This is a genomic window from Trichloromonas sp. (assembly GCF_034006665.1).
Classification (GTDB): domain Bacteria; phylum Desulfobacterota; class Desulfuromonadia; order Desulfuromonadales; family Trichloromonadaceae; genus Trichloromonas.
The window spans coordinates 63,363-80,782 of the sequence record NZ_JAVESI010000013.1 but is presented as its reverse complement, the minus strand read 5'-3'; the positions used below and the strand labels follow the sequence as shown (position 1 = coordinate 80,782).

Genomic DNA, 17,420 nt, shown 5'->3' with positions numbered 1-17,420 from the left:
AGCATCCGGGCGATGAGACTCGTCTTTAACTCTTCAGAATAGTGAGTCATACAATTTCACTTTCAGCCCCTCGGGGTTCACTCAAAGGCTCTCAAAGAGAGGCGACATCTATCCTGACACAGGGGGGTTTGCTGCCCAATTTGAAGTTCCGGGCAAACCTGTGCGAATACCTTCATGTATTTGAGGTTGCGGCTGGAAAAACCCTTCATGTCCGGGAACTCGGCCCGCAGGTCGGATGAAAGCCGGTCGATGACCTTGGCGCCCCAGCCATGATGGCTTTGCCGCTGTAAAATTTCCGCGCCGATTTCGTGGTAGAGCCGGATCTGCTCTTCGTTCGCGGCAAGAAGCGCCCGTTGTCGGGCACCGCTGATCCGTTTTTTGAGGGAAGCCAGCCAGGCGGCGTAATCCGCTGGCAGGAGAGTGCTTGGAGTGTTCATAGTGCAAACCCCATCTTCTCCAGGTGGATTTTCACCCTCGCCTCCAACTCGGCCACACGCTCGGTCATTCGCGGCAGCGGCGTCTCGTAGCGTTCGGCCAACTCCTTCACCCGCTGGGTCAACTGCTGACTGACGCGATCCATCTCGCCGTGAATGGCGGCATCGAGGGTGGCGAGCCACTTGTCGTCGACCACCAGGGTCTTGATCTTGTCCTCGGTGAGTGTGCGGTAGTGGTGGTAGGCCTTGGCGTCGAGCTCCGCCTCGGCGGCCTTGAGGCGCTTCTTCACCTCGGCCTCCTCATTGGCCAGCTTCAGCCAGGCACTCAACGCGGCGGCTTCGTCCCTGGCTTCTTTATCCCCCTTGACCTCCTTGAGCCGAGCGGCGACGTTGGCCTTGTTGACCTTCTCCAACTCGGCAAAGGCCCCCTCCTCGCCGCCGTGCTCCTCTTCCAGCTCGGCGAGTTGGGCGCCGACGCTTTCGAGTTCGGCGGCCAGGCGGTCAATGGCCGCCTGCTCCTCGGCGTAGTACCGGGCGACGATGAGGGGCTTGGGCACGAGGTCGCAGGTCCAGCCTTTATCCTTCTCCTTCCCCTTCTTGTCTGTCTCGATGAAGCGATAGGTCTCGGCCTTCCAGCCATCGGCGGCGATGAGGTAGCAGTCGTCCTGCATCGTCTCGGCCCAGTAGTCCATCAGATGCTGATAGACGTCGTAGTGGTTGATGAGGGGTTGGCCGGCGTAATGGGCGAGCAGATCTTCGGAGAGAACGTGGATGACCTCTTTGGGATGGCAGCCGGGTTGTAACGCCTTGAGGTTGGCGGCGCTCTGCTTGCGCCAGGCACCGAAGTGGGCGTTCATGCCGGCGATGAAGGCGGCGAACTCGGGATGCTCGTAGATGGCGGTCTTGATGGCGGCTTTTTCCACCGCGAGGTCGAGATAGCCGGGGCGGTTGGGCTTGAACAGGGTCTGCTTGAGTTGCGGACAAACATCCCAATAACTTTTCAGGGAATCGACATCGGCCTGGGGGATGCCCCCTTGCAGATGCCCGGCGATATCCTGCAGGTCTTCGGTCTGCCCGCTGTCGATATAGCGCGGCAGGTTGAGGTTGTAGTCGTTCTTTTCGATCTCGGCCAAGGAGACCATTTTCGAATAGTTCGGCTCTTCGATCTGTTTGTTGAAGGTATCGACGATCCGGTGAATATCCTGACTGCGCAGGCGGTTCTTGGGGCCGTCCTTCATGAAACCGCCGCCGGCGTCGAGCATGAAGATCCCCTTGCGGCTGTGGGCATCTTCCTTGTCGATGACGACGATGCAGGCGGGGATGCCGGTGCCGTAGAAGAGGTTGGCGGGCAGGCCGATGATCCCCTTGATGAAGCCCTTACGCACCAGATTGCGGCGGATTTCGGCTTCGGCGTTGCCGCGAAAGAGCACGCCGTGGGGCAAAATGCAGGCGCCCTTGCCGGTACTTTTGAGGGAACGGACGATGTGCAGCAGGTAGGCGTAATCCCCCTGCTTGTCCGGCGGCACGCCGAAATGGGTGAAGCGCTCGTAAGGATCGTGCAGGGGATCGAGGCCGGTACTCCAGCGCTTGTCGGAAAAGGGCGGATTGGCGACGACGTAATCGAAGGTCTTGAGGGTGTCGCCCCCCTTGAACTTGGGATCGGTCAGGGTGTTCCCCTGCGCGATGAGGGCGGTCGGGTTGTTGTGCAGGATCATGTTCATCCGCGCCAGACCACTGGTGGCGCCGTCCTTTTCCTGCCCGTAGAGGGTGACGGGCGTTGCCGCTTCATCGGCGACCTTGAGCAGCAGCGACCCGGAACCGCAGGTGGGGTCATAGACCGTGGTGTCGGCGCTGGTCTTGGCCTCCTTGATGCCGACAATCCGCGCCATGATCCGGCTGACCTCGGCCGGGGTGTAAAACTGCCCCTTGCTCTTGCCGCTCTCGGTGGCGAAGTGGCGCATCAGATATTCATAGGCATCCCCCAGAATATCGTCGCCATCGGCGCGGTTCTTGGAAAAGTCGAGGGCCTTGTTCTCGAAGATGGCGATGAGGTTGGTGAGCCGGTCGACCATCTCCTTGCCGCTGCCGAGCTTGCCGGCATCGTTGAAATCCGGCATGTCGGAAAGCTTGTTGGCATTGGCCAGTGGGGCGACGATCTTTTTGTTGATCTGGTCGCCGATGTCCGGCTTGCCCTTGAGGGCGACCATATCCTTGAAGCCCGCGCCGTCCGGAATGGTGATGGGCGCATAGGGAACACCGGCGTACTTGTCGCTGACGTATTTGATGAAAAGCAGGACGAGGACGTAATCCTTGTACTGGCCGGCGTCCATGCCGCCGCGCAGCTCGTCGCAGCTGGCCCAAAGGGAGGAATAGAGTTCGGACTTCTTGATGGCCAAGGTGAAATAACTCCTGGTTTATGCTGGAAGGGATTGTCCGAGACGAACGATAGCATGACAAACCCGGGCATTATGCCACCCAACACCCCCCGAGCAAAGGAATAACTAACCGGGGGGACAGGAGCCGGCAGCAATCGTCCACCGAAACATGACCCCAATCCCGGCCCCTGGAATTCGGCCCTTCTCTGTCAACCGGAATGGCCGACAAATGATTAAGCGGTGCCAACTATTGCCCGTTTTCACCACGTCCAAGAGGGGCAGTCGTTAAATAAGGCGGAAAAAGGCGCCTTATCAACGGACGATAACGAGAATTCCCGGTGTGTAATCGACCTCAACCTTAGCGAAAGCTCCAAAGGAGGAGGACGATGGAAATACACAGGGTACCGATCCAAAAACTGCGCCGCCACGAGGGTTATGAGTCCTACGGCGCGACGATGGCGAAAACCGACTATCTGCTGCGTGACCCGGGGCTCATCCAGCCGGCAGCCATCGAGGTCGTGCTGGAGACACTGCCGATCATCGCGATTCGACAGGGACGAGCATGGGAATACATCTCCGGGCATCGTACATTCATCGTAGCGGCAAGCGTTCTGGGTGTCGAAGCCGAAGTACCCATCCGGGTAATCAAGAATCCGGGAGCGCAACGAATCCGTCTGTACATCGCAGTCGACATCATGGCATCCTCGATAATCACCGGCATCGCCCGGAAGAGTGACCTGGGCGAGCTGTTGACCGAGCTGCGGCGTCGGGACCATACTACCCACGAGAAACTCTTTGTTGCCACTACGCAAAAGACTTTTTCAGCGGCTCTTAGCGTGACCAAAGAGACGGTTTTCCGAGGCAGAAAGGCAAGAAGATGACCAGAGACCAAGTTAAACAAACGCTACTAGGGGAAGGCTTTCCAGCTAGTAGTATCGATAGCTTTCTTTCAATGATCGATCTCCCTGAAGGTGGTGATGGCCTCGATCGAATCCTGAGCCCCCTCCCTGAGCTGTTGGATAAAGTTGAGAGCTTTGGCCACTATTACCGGAACTTTCAGCCCGACCGGCAATGGGTGGATATGGCTACCACGCTCGCCTCGCTGATGCAGGCCCCCACTGCTGCTACACAAAGAGGCAAAAAACGGTCCCCCCTCTGGGGCCTTTTTGAAAAAAACGCCGTCTATGTAGCCATTTGGACCGTCTTGCAGGGCGAGCGAGAGGTGACGACGGCGTACTTAGAACTGCTTGCCCACGAGGTTATCGCAGCATCCATCATAAGAGAGAAAGCAGAAAAGAACGCAGAGTACCGCAATGTACTGGTGACTGCCCCCGGTGCGCTACGAAAGGCTTTCGAGACCGATACCTCTTTGTCAGGGATAGATCTGCATTGTGACCCCACAGTTCTGCGAAAAGAAATCCTCAATTCTTCCTTGGCCGAGGTTCTGGCGCCGGTATGCACATTATTAAGCTATATCTACACGAAAGCGGCGCCCCGCCGCGAGGGCGGCGAGAGGAGAACGACAACCTATCGTCATCGATTGACTTCTCGCCCATACGATGACCTCGGACTGGACGAAGAACAGCTGCAAGGAACTACGCAAATCACCCTGATCTCACGGCGCCGTGAAGACCCGGACGAAGAAGAAAAGCTCTTGGCGGAGGGCGAAATCAGTCACTACCCCGATATGATCGCCGCGAGCGAGCCGAGGCAACAGCTACAGAGCTTGACACAACAGATTTTGCATACACAGCGTGCGGCACGCACCGCCCTGACTAACCGAAATCAAGCCCTGCCCCACCACTGGCAGGGGTTGACCCAGAATGAGGTTATGCGGTTTTGGGATGCCATCGATTGGCTTAGTCGCAATCAGACATCGAACTCTAAAACAACCAATCCAAACGATGTCTTAGCCACGACGATGGCGACAATGCTCTTTTGCGGAAAATCGGTAAATGAGGTAGCCGACATGAGGATCTACCATGGCGACCCTCCCGACCACCCTCGGTCCGGCCTGCTACATCGCCATGGTCAATGGTACTGGGTCAGTGTCCCCTATTCGGTCGACTATGGCGATGAGACGCCGAAAGGCACATGCCTGATCTTGCCCCTGCCGCAATGCACCCATGCGGTTTTTCAACATCTGGCCCTGTCTTACTCCGACACCATCGGTGCCTTGACGGACATCTCCGCGCTGCAAACGGACATACAGACAATTATTACTGGGATAAATAAAAAGTATGGGACGAGGCTAACCAGAGAACGAGTAAGCCATTATCTATTCGAACAAGTCCAGAAACAGGAAGGAGCCGATGTCGCCAGCGCCATGTACATCACCGGAAAATCGGCCTATCTCGGCACGGTCGTATCCCACTACACCCGACAGACCGGAATCCGACTGACATCGATCTACATAAAAGTCTGGGAGGGAATCTTTCCCGCGCCTCTCGAAGACCATCCGGGAAAAAACCTCCCTCAAAATCCAGACATAGGTTCTTCCAGAGTTCCCAAGCGTGAAACAGTCCAATCACTCGTAGCGCAGCTTCGACAACAAACCTGTACTTGGCGAGATTTCTATGCAGGAAACAAAGACCATAGGAATCTGATCCAATACCACAACGCCCTGACTCGCTATACTGCGATCTTCATCGCCTATGCCACGGGCATTCGCGCGGTGACCCACCCGTTTCCCGACGGCGAAAACATCGACCATGAAACGGGCTTCTGCGTCATCAGCGATAAAGATAGCGACGACCGCTATCACACACGCCTTGTCTGGTTACCCCCCGACTGCCACAGACAATACCTCCTCTACCGGAATCACTCGAAACTCGTCGCCTCGATCATGGCGAACGTCAGGAATGATTTTTTTACCAGAGCGCAAGACCGGTTTTTCTTTCTCGACGAAAACGGAAGTCCGGCGGCAATCACCCCTAAGAGGCTTTATGACTTTTCCGACCTGCCGACGCCGATTACCATCGCGGAAAATGGGAACCGCCACATGTTGCGGTCATGGCTATTAGTACGCGGAGCATCGCCGGAAGTCATAAACGCATATCTGGGGCACTGGTTCCTCGGCGAAGAACCATGGGCACAGCATTCTGCACTGTCCCCCCATCAGTACCGATTGTCACTATCTACCCACGTGCAAGAACTTCTCGATCATCTCGGGTTCGAGCCGATTGAAGGAGTCGCAAAAAATGACTGACATGGGCTTCGACGACTCTGCTTCCGCGAATCACGACATATGGCTGGATCTCGTCCCCAGCACCGGATCACCCGATACCGTGATACAGATCCACCGCGAGGTATTGGACCTGTTGGCGCGTCATTACCCGGATGCCCACGCCGGCCAAGGAGGCGTCTGCCTCAACCGCGAGCAGGTCGAGGAATTCGCCGACCTCCTTCAAGCGAATGTGGACACAGACGTGTATTTCCATAGGATCTACTTTTTCCGGAGACTCCTGGAATACGGCCGAGCCAATCTGCAATGGACAGTGCATCTCCCCTCTGTTCCCTACCTCACCCGACGACCGAAAAACCGGTACCTTCCTGGGCAGTTTCACGTCGCGGAGGCAAACTCGATCGCCGAGGCCATTGTGCGGGATCTGCACAATCCGGCGCCCCCCACGTCCGCAGCCCGTTACGGGCAGATCCTGCTCAGCGCCATGCTCTATGGCGGCATGCTGGATGCGCCGAACCTACAGACTCTGGCCGCTAATTTACCGAGTGCATGCGAGACCGCCGGCCATGACCTCGTGGTCCCGCTGAAAACTCCCGACAGCGCGGATCGACATAATCTGTGGTTCGCCGACCCCGTGACCCAAGCCCTGATCCAGAGGTGGTGGCGCGACCAACAGAGCGATCATCAGTTTGTCGGGGAAATCCGCCACCCGGACCAGGCGATCAAGGCCTATCTGCGGCATATAGGGAGTAAATTGACTCTTTCGGTCGCTGGATTACGACAACAATGTCATCACCGGCTGGCCCTGAGAATCCCCCCCGTCCTCGTCGATTACGGTCGAGGAATCGTCACCTCTGTATCCTTGCCCCAGGCCACCTGGCAGCGCCTTCACACCTGCCTGGCTTTGCATCGCCAGGCATCAGCAACCGATTCAGATGGCTCGCCAATGCCGGTCATGCCTGTCACTGTCATTTCCGGATGTCCATCCGACCTGGATCAGTCTCGCCAGATAGGTTATTGGCGTGCATTGCAGCGAAAGCTCGCCAAACACGCTAAATCCGGCAAACGCGCTAAGTCCGGTACACATGCCGCTTTCAGAGCCGAGATAGAGTCGTACCTACACCAACATGCGGGAAAACTCCTCCCATCCCTGGATTACATCCTCCGCTGGGGAATTGACCTTGTAACCGCGATAAAGAAACACGAACTAATCTACTACCCAGGGAGGGAGAAGGGCCATTTGCGCCCTGCAAGCGCCTTGAGTTACATGGCGGACGTGGCCATCTACCTGATCACGAGCGCCGCAGACGAGGATCTCGTGACCATGGATGCGGAGGAACTCCATGATCTCTACGCCGACGCGATTGCCCTTTGCCCCCCCTCGCCGAAAGCTCATTCTCATAATCTGATCGCGCAACGCTGCGCGGAGGCATTGCAGCGCTTCCACGGCTTTTTGCAGTTTCGGTTCGGCGCTCCCCCGGTAGATTTCGACGATTTGATATCGTCGCATAACGGCAGAATCAATGTGGACGCCAATGTCATCAGCTACACCGAATATGAGTGGCTGCAACAGGTCTTGCTTCCCGACCAGACTGGCGACACCCTGCAGAAAATGCGCTCGCTCATCGCCATGCTGGCGTTCCGGTGCGGGCTACGCCGCGGCGAATGTCTGAAGTTGCGGCTGTGCGATTTTCACCCCGGCTCCTGTCCTGAACTGCTGGTCCGCAATAGCCGCTACGGCCGGACCAAATCCTCGTCATCCGTCCGGCGACTACCGCTCCATGCCCTGCTGAGCGACGACCAACTCCAAAGCCTGAAGGACTGGGTAGACTACCGTACCAGCGTGGTCGGGAGTGCTTTTCCCGAGGCTCTGATGTTCGATGCACCAGAGCCCCTGGGTGTCGAAAAGGCCCTGATGACCCCAATAAGAATGGCTTTGCACCAGGTGACGGGCGACACCACCCTACGATTCCACCATCTTCGACATTCCTTTGCCTCCTGGACTCTGATGCGCCTGATGATGCCCGATTTGCCACAGCGGAGAGCCCCCTTCGCCCGACACCCCGATTTTGAGCTCAACGCCTGCCAAAACTTACGCAAGCAACTGCTCCACAATCGATCGGCCGGGCGGCAACTGCTGTATGAACTGGCTCGCCTTGTGGGCCATGAATCTCCGGAGACCACCCTGAAGCACTATGTCCATCTGCTGGACTGGATACTCGGGCAGAGCCTGTTGGCAGAACACTGCGAGCCCCAAGTATCCGCCGCCGCCATATCCTCCCTGACCGGACTCAGCCTAGCGCAAATTTACCATCAGGACCGCAGCAGGAGCGGTTCCGGAAGTGAATCCGGGAAATTTCGCCTCTCCCAATATGTATCGCGGAGCAACAGCCTGCCTCATCCCTACGTATATTCGCTGCGGAAACCGCTCCTCGCCCCCCTTGCCGGCCAGGTGTCGGTTCAGCTCATCGATTATGTGCAGATGTATCAAGCGATCCCCGGGGTTCTTGCCGCCCTGGCGGCCAACAAACCGGTTGACGGGGTTGCCAATAGTCTCAACCTATCGGTGGAGACGTTTCACCAATGGCACAGAGTCGCGAACTGGATCCGAACCCTGAAAACAGACGACAACATACCTCGGCATCTCAATGTAGCGACTATCAAGAACGGAATTTCTGTCTTTCCCAGTCCCTGCAAGACGAAGGCTGAAAAAGCAATGGGGAAAAAGGTCTTTTTCCGTGGCTGTAAGCTCGTCAAGGCCGAAAAAGACAACCTAATGGAGTTTCTGCTGTACTTCTTGCGGAATTACCATATCGGTCACAAGGCGATCCGATATGACAGCGATGTTGCCCTGAAAAAGGCTGTCGAAACATTGCGATCATTGGGGATAAAACGGGAAGAACTCATTATTACCGTCGTCTATCCGGAAACCAATGCTTTCGATGCGGCAAAGAACAATAGAGCCCTTGACAACTACCTTGGAAATTCCGCCACTGTGGTCCAAGATCAACCGAATTCCGGAAAACCCAGGAATAAGCGTTTCGACATGAAAGTCATTGATCCGGACGATCAAAGAACCGATCCAAAAAACGGGATTTACTATGCCAATTATGGCTTCCGGTCGGCGATATACCTTCTGGCGATATTGTTGCTGACCGATCAGGATCTCGTCCGTGAAAAAGGGGCTACCCACCGATAATAATCGAGTGATAGCCCCCGCCTCATTCATCTTTCCAGATCAGGCCCCGATTTTCACCTCGGGGGGAGCAGGCGTTCTCCAACGGTTGATCCTGTTCTCGATCACCAAGTGAGAGCCTTTGGGAAGGGCGGAAAAAGCCTGACGCTCCCGGTCCTGTCCGGCACTGGCACGATCCGCACACGCAATTATTTCGGCCATGGTCATGGCGGGAACGGTGCGGCCGGGCTTCCAGGTCAGCAGATAACGCAATGAGATTGCCCCTTCGGGCCATTGTTGATCGAGTCGTTCCAGATGCCGCGAAAGAATTTCCAGCGTAAAAATATCATGCGGCAACAGAACCCGCTGCTGAAACCGCAAGGTGCCTGAGCCCTGAGTCCGGATTTTCCCGATATCGTGCAACAGCGCCGCGACCATCCCCAACTCGGTTTCGACATGCCGAAATCCGGGCACGACGGCTACTATCTCCGCGCATTCGAGGCTATGGCAAAAGAGACCGCCTCGCCACGAATGGTGGTGGCGATGGCTTGCCGGCAAGGTCAAAAATGACCAAGCCAGCCCATCGTCGGCAAAAATTCCTCCGAGAAAATCCCGTAAAGCCGTCGTCTCAATCTGATCCGTCAGAAAATGCAAACGCTCCGCGTCGCCGGGCTGCGAAAACCACCGGCTTGGAATCAGACTCCACGAGTCCTTTTCCGGGCGCGTGATTTCCCGGCAGTCATGAATATCCACGATCAACTTCCGGTCAAATTCCCGCACCCGGCCCTGAACCTCGATCTTCTTGCTTTCGTCCAGAGAAAATTCCCGCCCACGATATCGATCTTCCCAGATATGGGCACGAATCGCGCCACTGCTGTTTTCAAGCGCAAGCGACCAATACTTCTTGCCGTTCTGCGCCATCTTGGGTTGCGGGCGATGAACTCGGAAGGCGGCATGCACCGATTGGCCGGCGGCCAGTCCCAAGTCGGTCATAACGCCTCCCGCAACAGAAATGCATCAGCGGAAATCAGCGACTCGAATGCCGTCCCATCCATGCGCGTCACGTTCGGGACAAACCGGCTGTAGATCGTGAACAACATCTTGGTCGAAGTATGGCCCATTTGCTTGGCGATCCATTCGGGGTTCTCGCCGGAAGCCAGCCACAACGTTGCCGCAGTATGCCTGGTCTGATAGGGCCGCCGGGGCTTGAACTTCAGTTTCTTCAACGTGGGATACCAGACCCGGGTCGTAATATTGCTGTAGTTGTAGGGTGTGCCCTTGGCGGTGCAAAAGACATATTCGGATTTCGTTCCCGTTTTCCGGTGCTGCCGTTTCAGCGCCTCATAGACCGGACCGGACATGGCGATGGCGCGTGCCGACCCGACGGTCTTCGTCGTTTCGACCTGCCCCCTGACCAGCGTCTCCCGAATCAGAATTTCCCGGCGGTCAAAGTCGACATATTCCCATTTCAGACCATCGATCTCCGAGGTGCGCATCCCGCTGAAGAACCGCACGATGTAGTAATCCATGAACCGTTTCGGCACGTTGTTGATGACCTGCCAGACCTCTTTGAGGGGGAACGGGTCAACCTGCGTATCCGCCACCGTCAGTTGTTTTATTCCCGAAAAAGGCGTGGTAAAGTGGTATCTGTCAGCTGCGTCATTGAGAATCATCCGCAAAGGCGTGATGATGTGATTGATCCGGTCAGGTGAAATTCGTTTTCCGTTGGTAACTTTGGCGAGAGACGAACGGAATTTCAGAATTTCCCCCTTGGTGATGCAGCTGACTTTTTTTCCCCCGAAGGTTTTCACCAGGTAGTTATCCAGAATGCCGCGAATATTGGCCGTATAAGACCGCTTCCAGCGCACGACATTCTCGAACAGCCATTCCTCTGCGAACTCCTTGAACAACGGGGCATCACTTCCATCCTGCTCCGGCCCTGCGGATACGGAGGGAGGTTCATTGAGTTCAAACTTCTGAAGCATTTTCGAGTTCGGGAAATATTTACGATACTCGAAGCTTCCCAGGGTTATTTCCGCTTCGATATGCTTGAGCATCTTTTCCATCTTCCGCTGATTTTCGGCGGTTTCGGGCAGCTTGGTAGATTCCCGGCACCTGAACCCTTTGTAGTTGAAATCGAAAAACAGCAGCCCCGTTTCCTTCCTGGTTCGAACACTACCCATGGCAGACCCCTCCCCGCGACAAGGGAATCGTCGGCAGTTCATCGGGCGCCTTCAGCACCATCATGTCCCGCTCGATGGCTTCCCAGATAAACAGGATGCGCCGCCCCCCGAAGGGATAGAAGAAATGCACCCCTTCGCGGAAAACCGTTTTCAACAGCCTTTCGCGGATATAGCGCGGGGCATAGTGGATTTTTTCCGACAGTTGCTCGACCGTTAGATAACTGCGCTCGTCCATTAGAAACCTCCTTATGCGAACATTGGACGTATAGAGACCCCAAAAAAAACCGGACAACGGCTAAGAGGATCTCCTCGACTTGCAATCAGAATACATCCATTGGTCGTAGAGTCAATACAAAAAAATGCAGAATTTTCTCAAAAAATATCGGTTCCGAAAACTTCCTGGATTTTCATCTTAATCTGCCGGGTCTGCTCTGACCGGCTCCCGTCCAGCCGGCCGTTGACGATATCGCGCGCGACACTATGGGAAATCCCCTCCTGGCGACACCACTCGCGAAAGGAGATTCCCAAATCCACCAGGCGATGCTTAACCCGCTTTTTTCGCTCTTCTACGTTCATGAGACGTATCTAGCACCGCTTGATCATGAAGTCAAGCGACCCTTCTCAACTACCCCCACCCTCCTAGGCACTGACCGGATAGCTCCGGAATGGTGGTGGCCGGGATCGAACCGGAATGCCGTCCGGATTTCCGCCGGAACGGTGGCCGCTTTCCTGTCGGAATCGTGCCGGAATACGCAGGTAAGGAGCGCTACCACGCCGTGGTGGTGCCGAAAATCAGCCCCATCACTCTGATCGCCCTGCTCTTCACCATCGTCGTCATGTTCAGCCTCAAAGGAGATCTGATCGTGCGGATTCCCCTTGACGTGGTGCGTATCGCCCTTCCCCTGCTGATCTATTTCGTGGTGATGTTCCTGGTTTCTTTTTGGATGGGGAAAAAGGTCGGGGCGAACTACAGCAGGACAACGACCCTGGCCCTGGCCCTGGCCCTGGCCCTGGCCCTGGCCATCGCCATCGCCGTCTTCAATTCCAGCGCCGCCTTCGCTGCGGTCATCGGCCCGCTGGTGGAAGTGCTGGTGATGATCGCCCTGGTCAACGTCGACTTCTGGTTCCAGCGCCGCTATTTTAGCAATGAAGGTGAATTTCGGGCAGGATGACAGGCTCGGGCTACCGGCAACGACTTCTTTCCAAAGGATCAAACAAGGCCCGGTCATTTGACCGGGCCTTGCTGATTGCCTTCGCACGGTTACACGGAAAAAGGATTATCCCAGGGTGAAATAGAAGGTCGCGCCCTCGCGCGGTTTGCTTTCGGCCCAGACCTTGCCGCCGTGGCGGCTGATGATCCGGTCCACCGTGGCCAGGCCGATGCCGTGGCCTGCGACTTTGATTCCGGGAAGCCGTTGAAAAGGGAGAAACAGCTTGGCGGCAAGCGCCATGTCGAAGCCCGGCCCGTTATCCCGGACGAAATAGGCCGGTTTCCCGTCGACTTCGGTCACGCCGAATTCGATGAAAGCCTTTTCCTCTTTGCCGCAATACTTCCAGGCGTTGCCGATCAGGTTATCGAGAACCAAACGCAACAGCTCCGCATCCCCCCTGGCGGTTATCCCCGGGGCGATGCGAAAGGTTACCCGGCGCTCCGGTTCCGCGACGTGCAACCCCTTGGCCACATCCTTGGCTATTTTGCTCAGACTCAGTTTTTTATGAAGGATTTCCACGCGCTTGACGCTCGAAAATTTGAGCAGGGTTTCGATAATCCGATTCATGCACATGGCGCCGTCATGGATTTCCCGGATATAATCTCGGCATTCCCCGGGGAGTTGATTCCCGTACACACCGTCGATCACATCACAAAAACCGGCGACGATGGTCAACGGCCCGCGCAGATCGTGAGAGACGCTGTAGTTGAACGCCTCGAGGTCGATGTTCGCGGTTTCCAGCTCGGCGGCACGGGCGGAAAGATCGGCATGCACCGTTTCCAGTTCCGCCTCCAACTGACGGCGCGCGGAAATATCGATGATCGCGGCGCGGCACTCCTGCCCTGAAGCGTCAGCCACGGCTTCGATCAAGACAAAAAGCGGGGGCGATGCAGCCTTCAGGAGAGCCAGTTCACAGACCTCCTTGCCTTTATTCGTGAAGATTTTTTCGAGGAATTCGGTGAAAGAGGACCGGGCTTCGGCGCTGACGAATCGCCCGAAATGCCGGCCGCGGAGCCGGGAGCGTTCGAGGCCGACAAGGCTCGCGAAGGTGAGGTTGGCGCCTTGGATGGTTCCGGCGCGGTCGATGGTCAGGTAGCCGATGGGAGCAAAATCGTAGAGGTCGGTGTACTCGACCAAAGCCTTCTCCGCCTCATCCCGAGCCTGGCGCAGCTCCGCGTTCTGCATTTCCAGTTCGATCTGGTGGACTTGCAGTTCATGAAGAAGACGGCGACTTTCATCGTCTGTCCGGGAAACCTCCTCTTTAGCCTCTTGCGCGATCAGATAGTTTTCCGCGCGGCAGCGCAGTTCAGCGGCTTCGCCTTCTAAAAGGTTTTTGTCAGTTACCATTACCGGCCCTTTCATAGGTCAGTATCCCCCGAATTTCCCCCGTCCCCTCATCCCGCCCGGACGCCCTCAAACATAGCCGTTTTTGGCACCCCAGCCTTCGTTGCCGTCGAACATCCCGCAGCCTTTGATTTTTTCCGCGACCTTGCGAAAGTGGAAACCGTACACCGCATAGGTGATGGCCAGCGGGAAAAGGCGCGGTTTCCGGAAGAGCGACCAGAAGAAGAGTTTCCAGTAATGGAAGCGTTCCTTGCCGAGCACCCCGAGAAAGAGCATCGATTTAAAAAGCGCTCCCAAGTGCCCCTTCTGCAGGTGAAAACTCGCCTGGGGTCGTGGCCGGTATTCCTTGAAAAGCTGGATCACGCGTCGGTAATACTGCTTGGGATCGTAAATGGTGTTGAGGATTTTCTGGTAACCGGCGATGAGAATCTCGGGTTTCATGTGCGGAATAAAATTGATGTCGATGGCGGTGTTGTCGCCGGAGGAATCCTTCAGCAGGCGCCCTTCCCGTTCAAGACGCCGGTAGAGTTTGGTCCCGCGCAGGGCCGAGAGCACGCCGACCATGGCAGTGACAATGCCGCTTTCCTGGATGAAACGGATCTGCTGGTCGAAAATCGACGGGGGGTCGCTGTCGAAGCCGACGATGAAGCCGCCGTGCACCTGAAGCCCAGCTTGCTGGATGCGTTTGACGGAGGCGATCATATCGCGGTTTTTGTTCTGCACCTTGTTGCTTTCGGCCAGCCCCTCGGCATTGGGCGTTTCGATACCGATAAAGACCTCCTCGAAGCCGGCGCGCACCATCAGTTCCATCAACTCGGGATCATCGGCCAGATCAATGGACGCCTCGGTGTAGAAATAGAAGGGATACTTCCTCGCCTTCATCCAACCGATCAGGGCCGGCAGAACCTCCCGCTTCAGCTTCGCCTTGTCGCCGATGAAGTTGTCGTCGACAAAGAAGACCGCGCCCTTCCAGCCCCAGACATAAAGGGCCTGCAGTTCGGCCAGAATCCGGTCCAGGGGCTTGCTGCGCGGTTTGCGGCCGTAGAGTACGGTGATGTCGCAAAACTCGCAGTCGAAGGGGCAGCCCCGTCCGTACTGGATGTTCATGGCGGCGTAATCCTTCATCGCCACCAGATCCCAGAGGGGAGCAGGCGTTTCATTGAGCGGTGCCCAGCCCTCGGCGACATAGAGCCGGCGGGGCATCCCACGGCGCAGATCCTTCAGAAACAAGGGCAGGGTCATCTCCGCTTCGCCCAGCACCAGATGGTCAACCTCGGGGAAATCCTCGTGGCAGGAAGTGAAGAGCGGGCCGCCGGCGACGGTTTTCACCTCGAGCCGTCGACAACGCTCGATCACCTCACGAACCGATGGGCGTTGAATGGTCATGGCGCTGATAAAGACGTAATCAGCCCAGAGGAGATCGTCGTCTTCGAGGGAACAGACGTTCATGTCGACAAGACGCTTGTCCCAGGACTCGGGCAGCATCGCCGCCACGGTCATCAGCCCCAGCGGCGGGAAACTCGCCTTCCGGTCGATAAATTTCATAGCGTTCCGGAAACTCCAGAACGTGGTCGGATAATACGGGTAAACGAGAAGAATTTTCATTTTAATACTCCGAAATTATTTATTTTTTAAACAAAGATGATGCCCGGCCCCAAGGTTACCGGGAAAAAATCAGCACGCTGTAGGGGCCGATGGTGAGCGCGGCCTGACAGGGAAAGCCGTCGCGCTCACCCGGCTCAGCCGCGATGTCGCTGCTCGGATTCCCCTGGAAGTCGTCGCTATAGCCTTGCCAATCGCTGTTGAAGCGCAGCTTCCAGATCCCCGCCGCCGGAAAGCCGATGACGTAATCCGCGCGCGGTTCATGGAAAAAGTTGGCGACGACCACGACGTCGTCGGCCGGGCCGCCCTGGTCCCAGCGATGGAAAGCGATGACCTTGCGCTCTTCGTTCAGGTGGTAGACCTGGGTGAATTGCCCGCAGAGCCCGCGACTGAAGCCATCGTAATTGAGCCGCAGCCGGATGAGGTCGCGGTAGAGGCGGATGATGCCGTGGAACTCATGACACTGATCCCAATCGACGGGAACCGTGTCGCGGAAATATTCGCCTTCGAGAAACTCCTGCCCCTGGAAAAGCATGGGGATGCCGGGGGAGGTGAAGACCATGGCGGCGGCCAGCGTCGAGCGTTTGCGCGCATACCAGCCCGTGGGATCATTCGGGCTGATCTCTTGGGGGACGCGCGCCTTGCCGTTGGCCACTTCGTCGTGGGATTCGCTGTAGATGACCCGGTCGAAGGCGTCGTCGTTGTAACGATAGGAGATGGCGTCGCGGATGGCGGCGAGGGAACGGTGCTCGTCCTCGGCGGTGACCACCGCTTGACGGATGGGGTGAACGAACATGGCATCCCACTGGGAACCGAACCCGGCACCCCCGGCGCCGACATCCTTGGTGAGCCACTTGTTGTGTTGCAGATCTTCGGCGATGGTGATCCGGCCGGGAAATTTCTCCGCGACCTGGCTATTGATCCACTGGAGCAGACTCCAGCCCTCGGGCAAGTCCTGCTCGTCGGAGCCGTTGACGGTGCGGATAAACTGGGTGCAGTCGAAGCGGATCCCGTCGATGTGGTACTCTTCGAGCCACATCAAAGCGTTATCGAGGAGATACTGGCGGACTTCGCCCCGTCCATAATCGGGACGGGTCTCGCCCCAAGGGGTGATGGCCCGCTCGTCATTGAAGAAATAGATTCCACCGCGATCGTTTTCGGACCAACCATCGAAGCGCCAGAGATCGAGGTCACTGGGGCCGAGATGGTTATAAACGACGTCGAGAATGACTGCGATGCCCTCCTGGTGAGCGCGCTTGATGAACCGTTTGAACCCCAGCGCGCCGCCATAGGCGGTCTCCACCGAGAAGATGTGGGCGGGATTGTAACCCCACGACCGTTCACCCGCGAACTCGCCTACCGGCATGATCTGGATGGCATTGACGCCGAGTTTCCTCAAATGTCCCAATCGGGCCGTAATCGAGGCGAACTTGCCCGGATGATCTTCGTCTTCCTCGTCGTTAAAAGTACCGACATGCAGTTCATAGATGACCACGGCGTTCCACGAGGCGAGATGAAAGTCGTCGTCCTGCCAGTCGAAGTGCGGATCGTGGACGATGGCGTTGCCGATCGAACTCGTTACCTCGCGGGCATAGGGGTCAATGCGTTTAAGGTCGCCCTGCTCCGTCGTCAGCAGAAACTTGTACTGATCGCCGATTTTCGCCTGTGCCACATCAGCGTACCAGTAGCCGTTCTCCTCGGATTGCAGCGGATGCTTTTCCCCGGCCCAGTCGTTGAACGAGCCGATGACGGCAACCTTCTGGGCGTGAGGCGCCCACACGCGAAAGGCGACGCCCTTTGCGTGCGGAATCGCCCCCATCCCCTGGATTTTTTCTTCAGCGTTCATAATTCCGTCCTTTAGCTTTTCACCGCCTCGGGTTGTGAAGAATAAAAAACCGAAAGGTTCCGCCGG

Annotated in this window: 12 protein-coding genes; 4 read left to right on the top strand and 8 right to left on the bottom strand. The window is 56.8% G+C overall.

The window, feature by feature from the left end; genetic code table 11:
• Nucleotides 1-77: 77 nt before the first annotated feature.
• On the bottom strand, nt 78-437 hold the full coding sequence (locus RBR25_RS07370) for a DUF1016 N-terminal domain-containing protein (protein ID WP_432818900.1): 360 nt from the start codon (nt 435-437) through the stop codon (nt 78-80).
• On the bottom strand, nt 434-2,830 hold the full coding sequence (locus tag RBR25_RS07365) for a type I restriction-modification system subunit M (protein WP_432818899.1): 2,397 nt from the start codon (nt 2,828-2,830) through the stop codon (nt 434-436). The genes RBR25_RS07370 and RBR25_RS07365 overlap by 4 nt, the downstream gene beginning before the upstream one ends.
• Before the next feature lie 365 nt (nt 2,831-3,195).
• On the opposite strand from RBR25_RS07365, the gene RBR25_RS07360 reads away from it, so the two are divergent.
• Genes RBR25_RS07360 through RBR25_RS07350 form a run of 3 tightly spaced genes read left to right on the top strand, consistent with a single transcriptional unit; the run spans nt 3,196 to nt 9,192 of the window.
• Nucleotides 3,196-3,690, top strand: coding sequence for a hypothetical protein (locus RBR25_RS07360; protein WP_432818898.1), 495 nt, complete (start codon nt 3,196-3,198; stop codon nt 3,688-3,690).
• Entirely contained in the window at nt 3,687-6,017 is a 2,331-nt protein-coding gene (locus RBR25_RS07355) for a hypothetical protein (protein ID WP_432818897.1), read from the top strand. Before RBR25_RS07360 ends, RBR25_RS07355 begins: the two co-directional genes overlap by 4 nt.
• On the top strand, nt 6,010-9,192 hold the full coding sequence (locus tag RBR25_RS07350) for a tyrosine-type recombinase/integrase (protein WP_432818896.1): 3,183 nt from the start codon (nt 6,010-6,012) through the stop codon (nt 9,190-9,192). Before RBR25_RS07355 ends, RBR25_RS07350 begins: the two co-directional genes overlap by 8 nt.
• Before the next feature lie 39 nt (nt 9,193-9,231).
• On the opposite strand, the gene RBR25_RS07345 is transcribed toward RBR25_RS07350, so the two are convergent.
• The 3 genes from RBR25_RS07345 to RBR25_RS07335 are packed head-to-tail and all read right to left on the bottom strand — an operon-like array spanning nt 9,232 to nt 11,586.
• Nucleotides 9,232-10,161 carry an HD domain-containing protein gene (locus RBR25_RS07345; RefSeq protein ID WP_432818895.1) on the bottom strand — a complete coding sequence of 310 codons (930 nt, stop codon included), beginning with the start codon at nt 10,159-10,161 and terminating at the stop codon, nt 9,232-9,234.
• The gene (locus RBR25_RS07340; RefSeq protein WP_432818894.1) at nt 10,158-11,351 is read right to left on the bottom strand and encodes an Arm DNA-binding domain-containing protein; all 1,194 of its coding nucleotides are present in this window, start codon (nt 11,349-11,351) and stop codon (nt 10,158-10,160) included. Before RBR25_RS07340 ends, RBR25_RS07345 begins: the two co-directional genes overlap by 4 nt.
• On the bottom strand, nt 11,344-11,586 hold the full coding sequence (locus tag RBR25_RS07335; RefSeq protein ID WP_092056689.1) for a hypothetical protein: 243 nt from the start codon (nt 11,584-11,586) through the stop codon (nt 11,344-11,346). The genes RBR25_RS07340 and RBR25_RS07335 overlap by 8 nt, the downstream gene beginning before the upstream one ends.
• A gap of 430 nt (nt 11,587-12,016) precedes the next feature.
• On the opposite strand from RBR25_RS07335, the gene RBR25_RS07330 reads away from it, so the two are divergent.
• Nucleotides 12,017-12,523: an arsenic resistance protein gene (locus RBR25_RS07330; protein ID WP_432818893.1), complete on the top strand. Its 507-nt coding sequence runs from the start codon at nt 12,017-12,019 to the stop codon at nt 12,521-12,523.
• A 105-nt stretch (nt 12,524-12,628) separates the two neighbouring features.
• Here the strand turns inward: RBR25_RS07330 and RBR25_RS07325 are convergent, their stop codons facing one another.
• The 3 genes from RBR25_RS07325 to RBR25_RS07315 all read right to left on the bottom strand — a co-directional run bounded on the left by RBR25_RS07325 (nt 12,629) and on the right by RBR25_RS07315 (nt 17,354).
• On the bottom strand, nt 12,629-13,909 hold the full coding sequence (locus RBR25_RS07325; RefSeq protein WP_432818892.1) for a sensor histidine kinase: 1,281 nt from the start codon (nt 13,907-13,909) through the stop codon (nt 12,629-12,631).
• Nucleotides 13,910-13,975: 66 nt separating this feature from the next.
• A complete protein-coding gene (locus RBR25_RS07320) occupies nt 13,976-15,511 on the bottom strand; it encodes a B12-binding domain-containing radical SAM protein (RefSeq protein WP_432818891.1) in 1,536 nt (511 codons plus the stop codon).
• 55 nt (nt 15,512-15,566) lie between these two features.
• On the bottom strand, nt 15,567-17,354 hold the full coding sequence (locus RBR25_RS07315; protein ID WP_432818890.1) for an alpha-amylase family glycosyl hydrolase: 1,788 nt from the start codon (nt 17,352-17,354) through the stop codon (nt 15,567-15,569).
• Nucleotides 17,355-17,420: the final 66 nt, after the last annotated feature.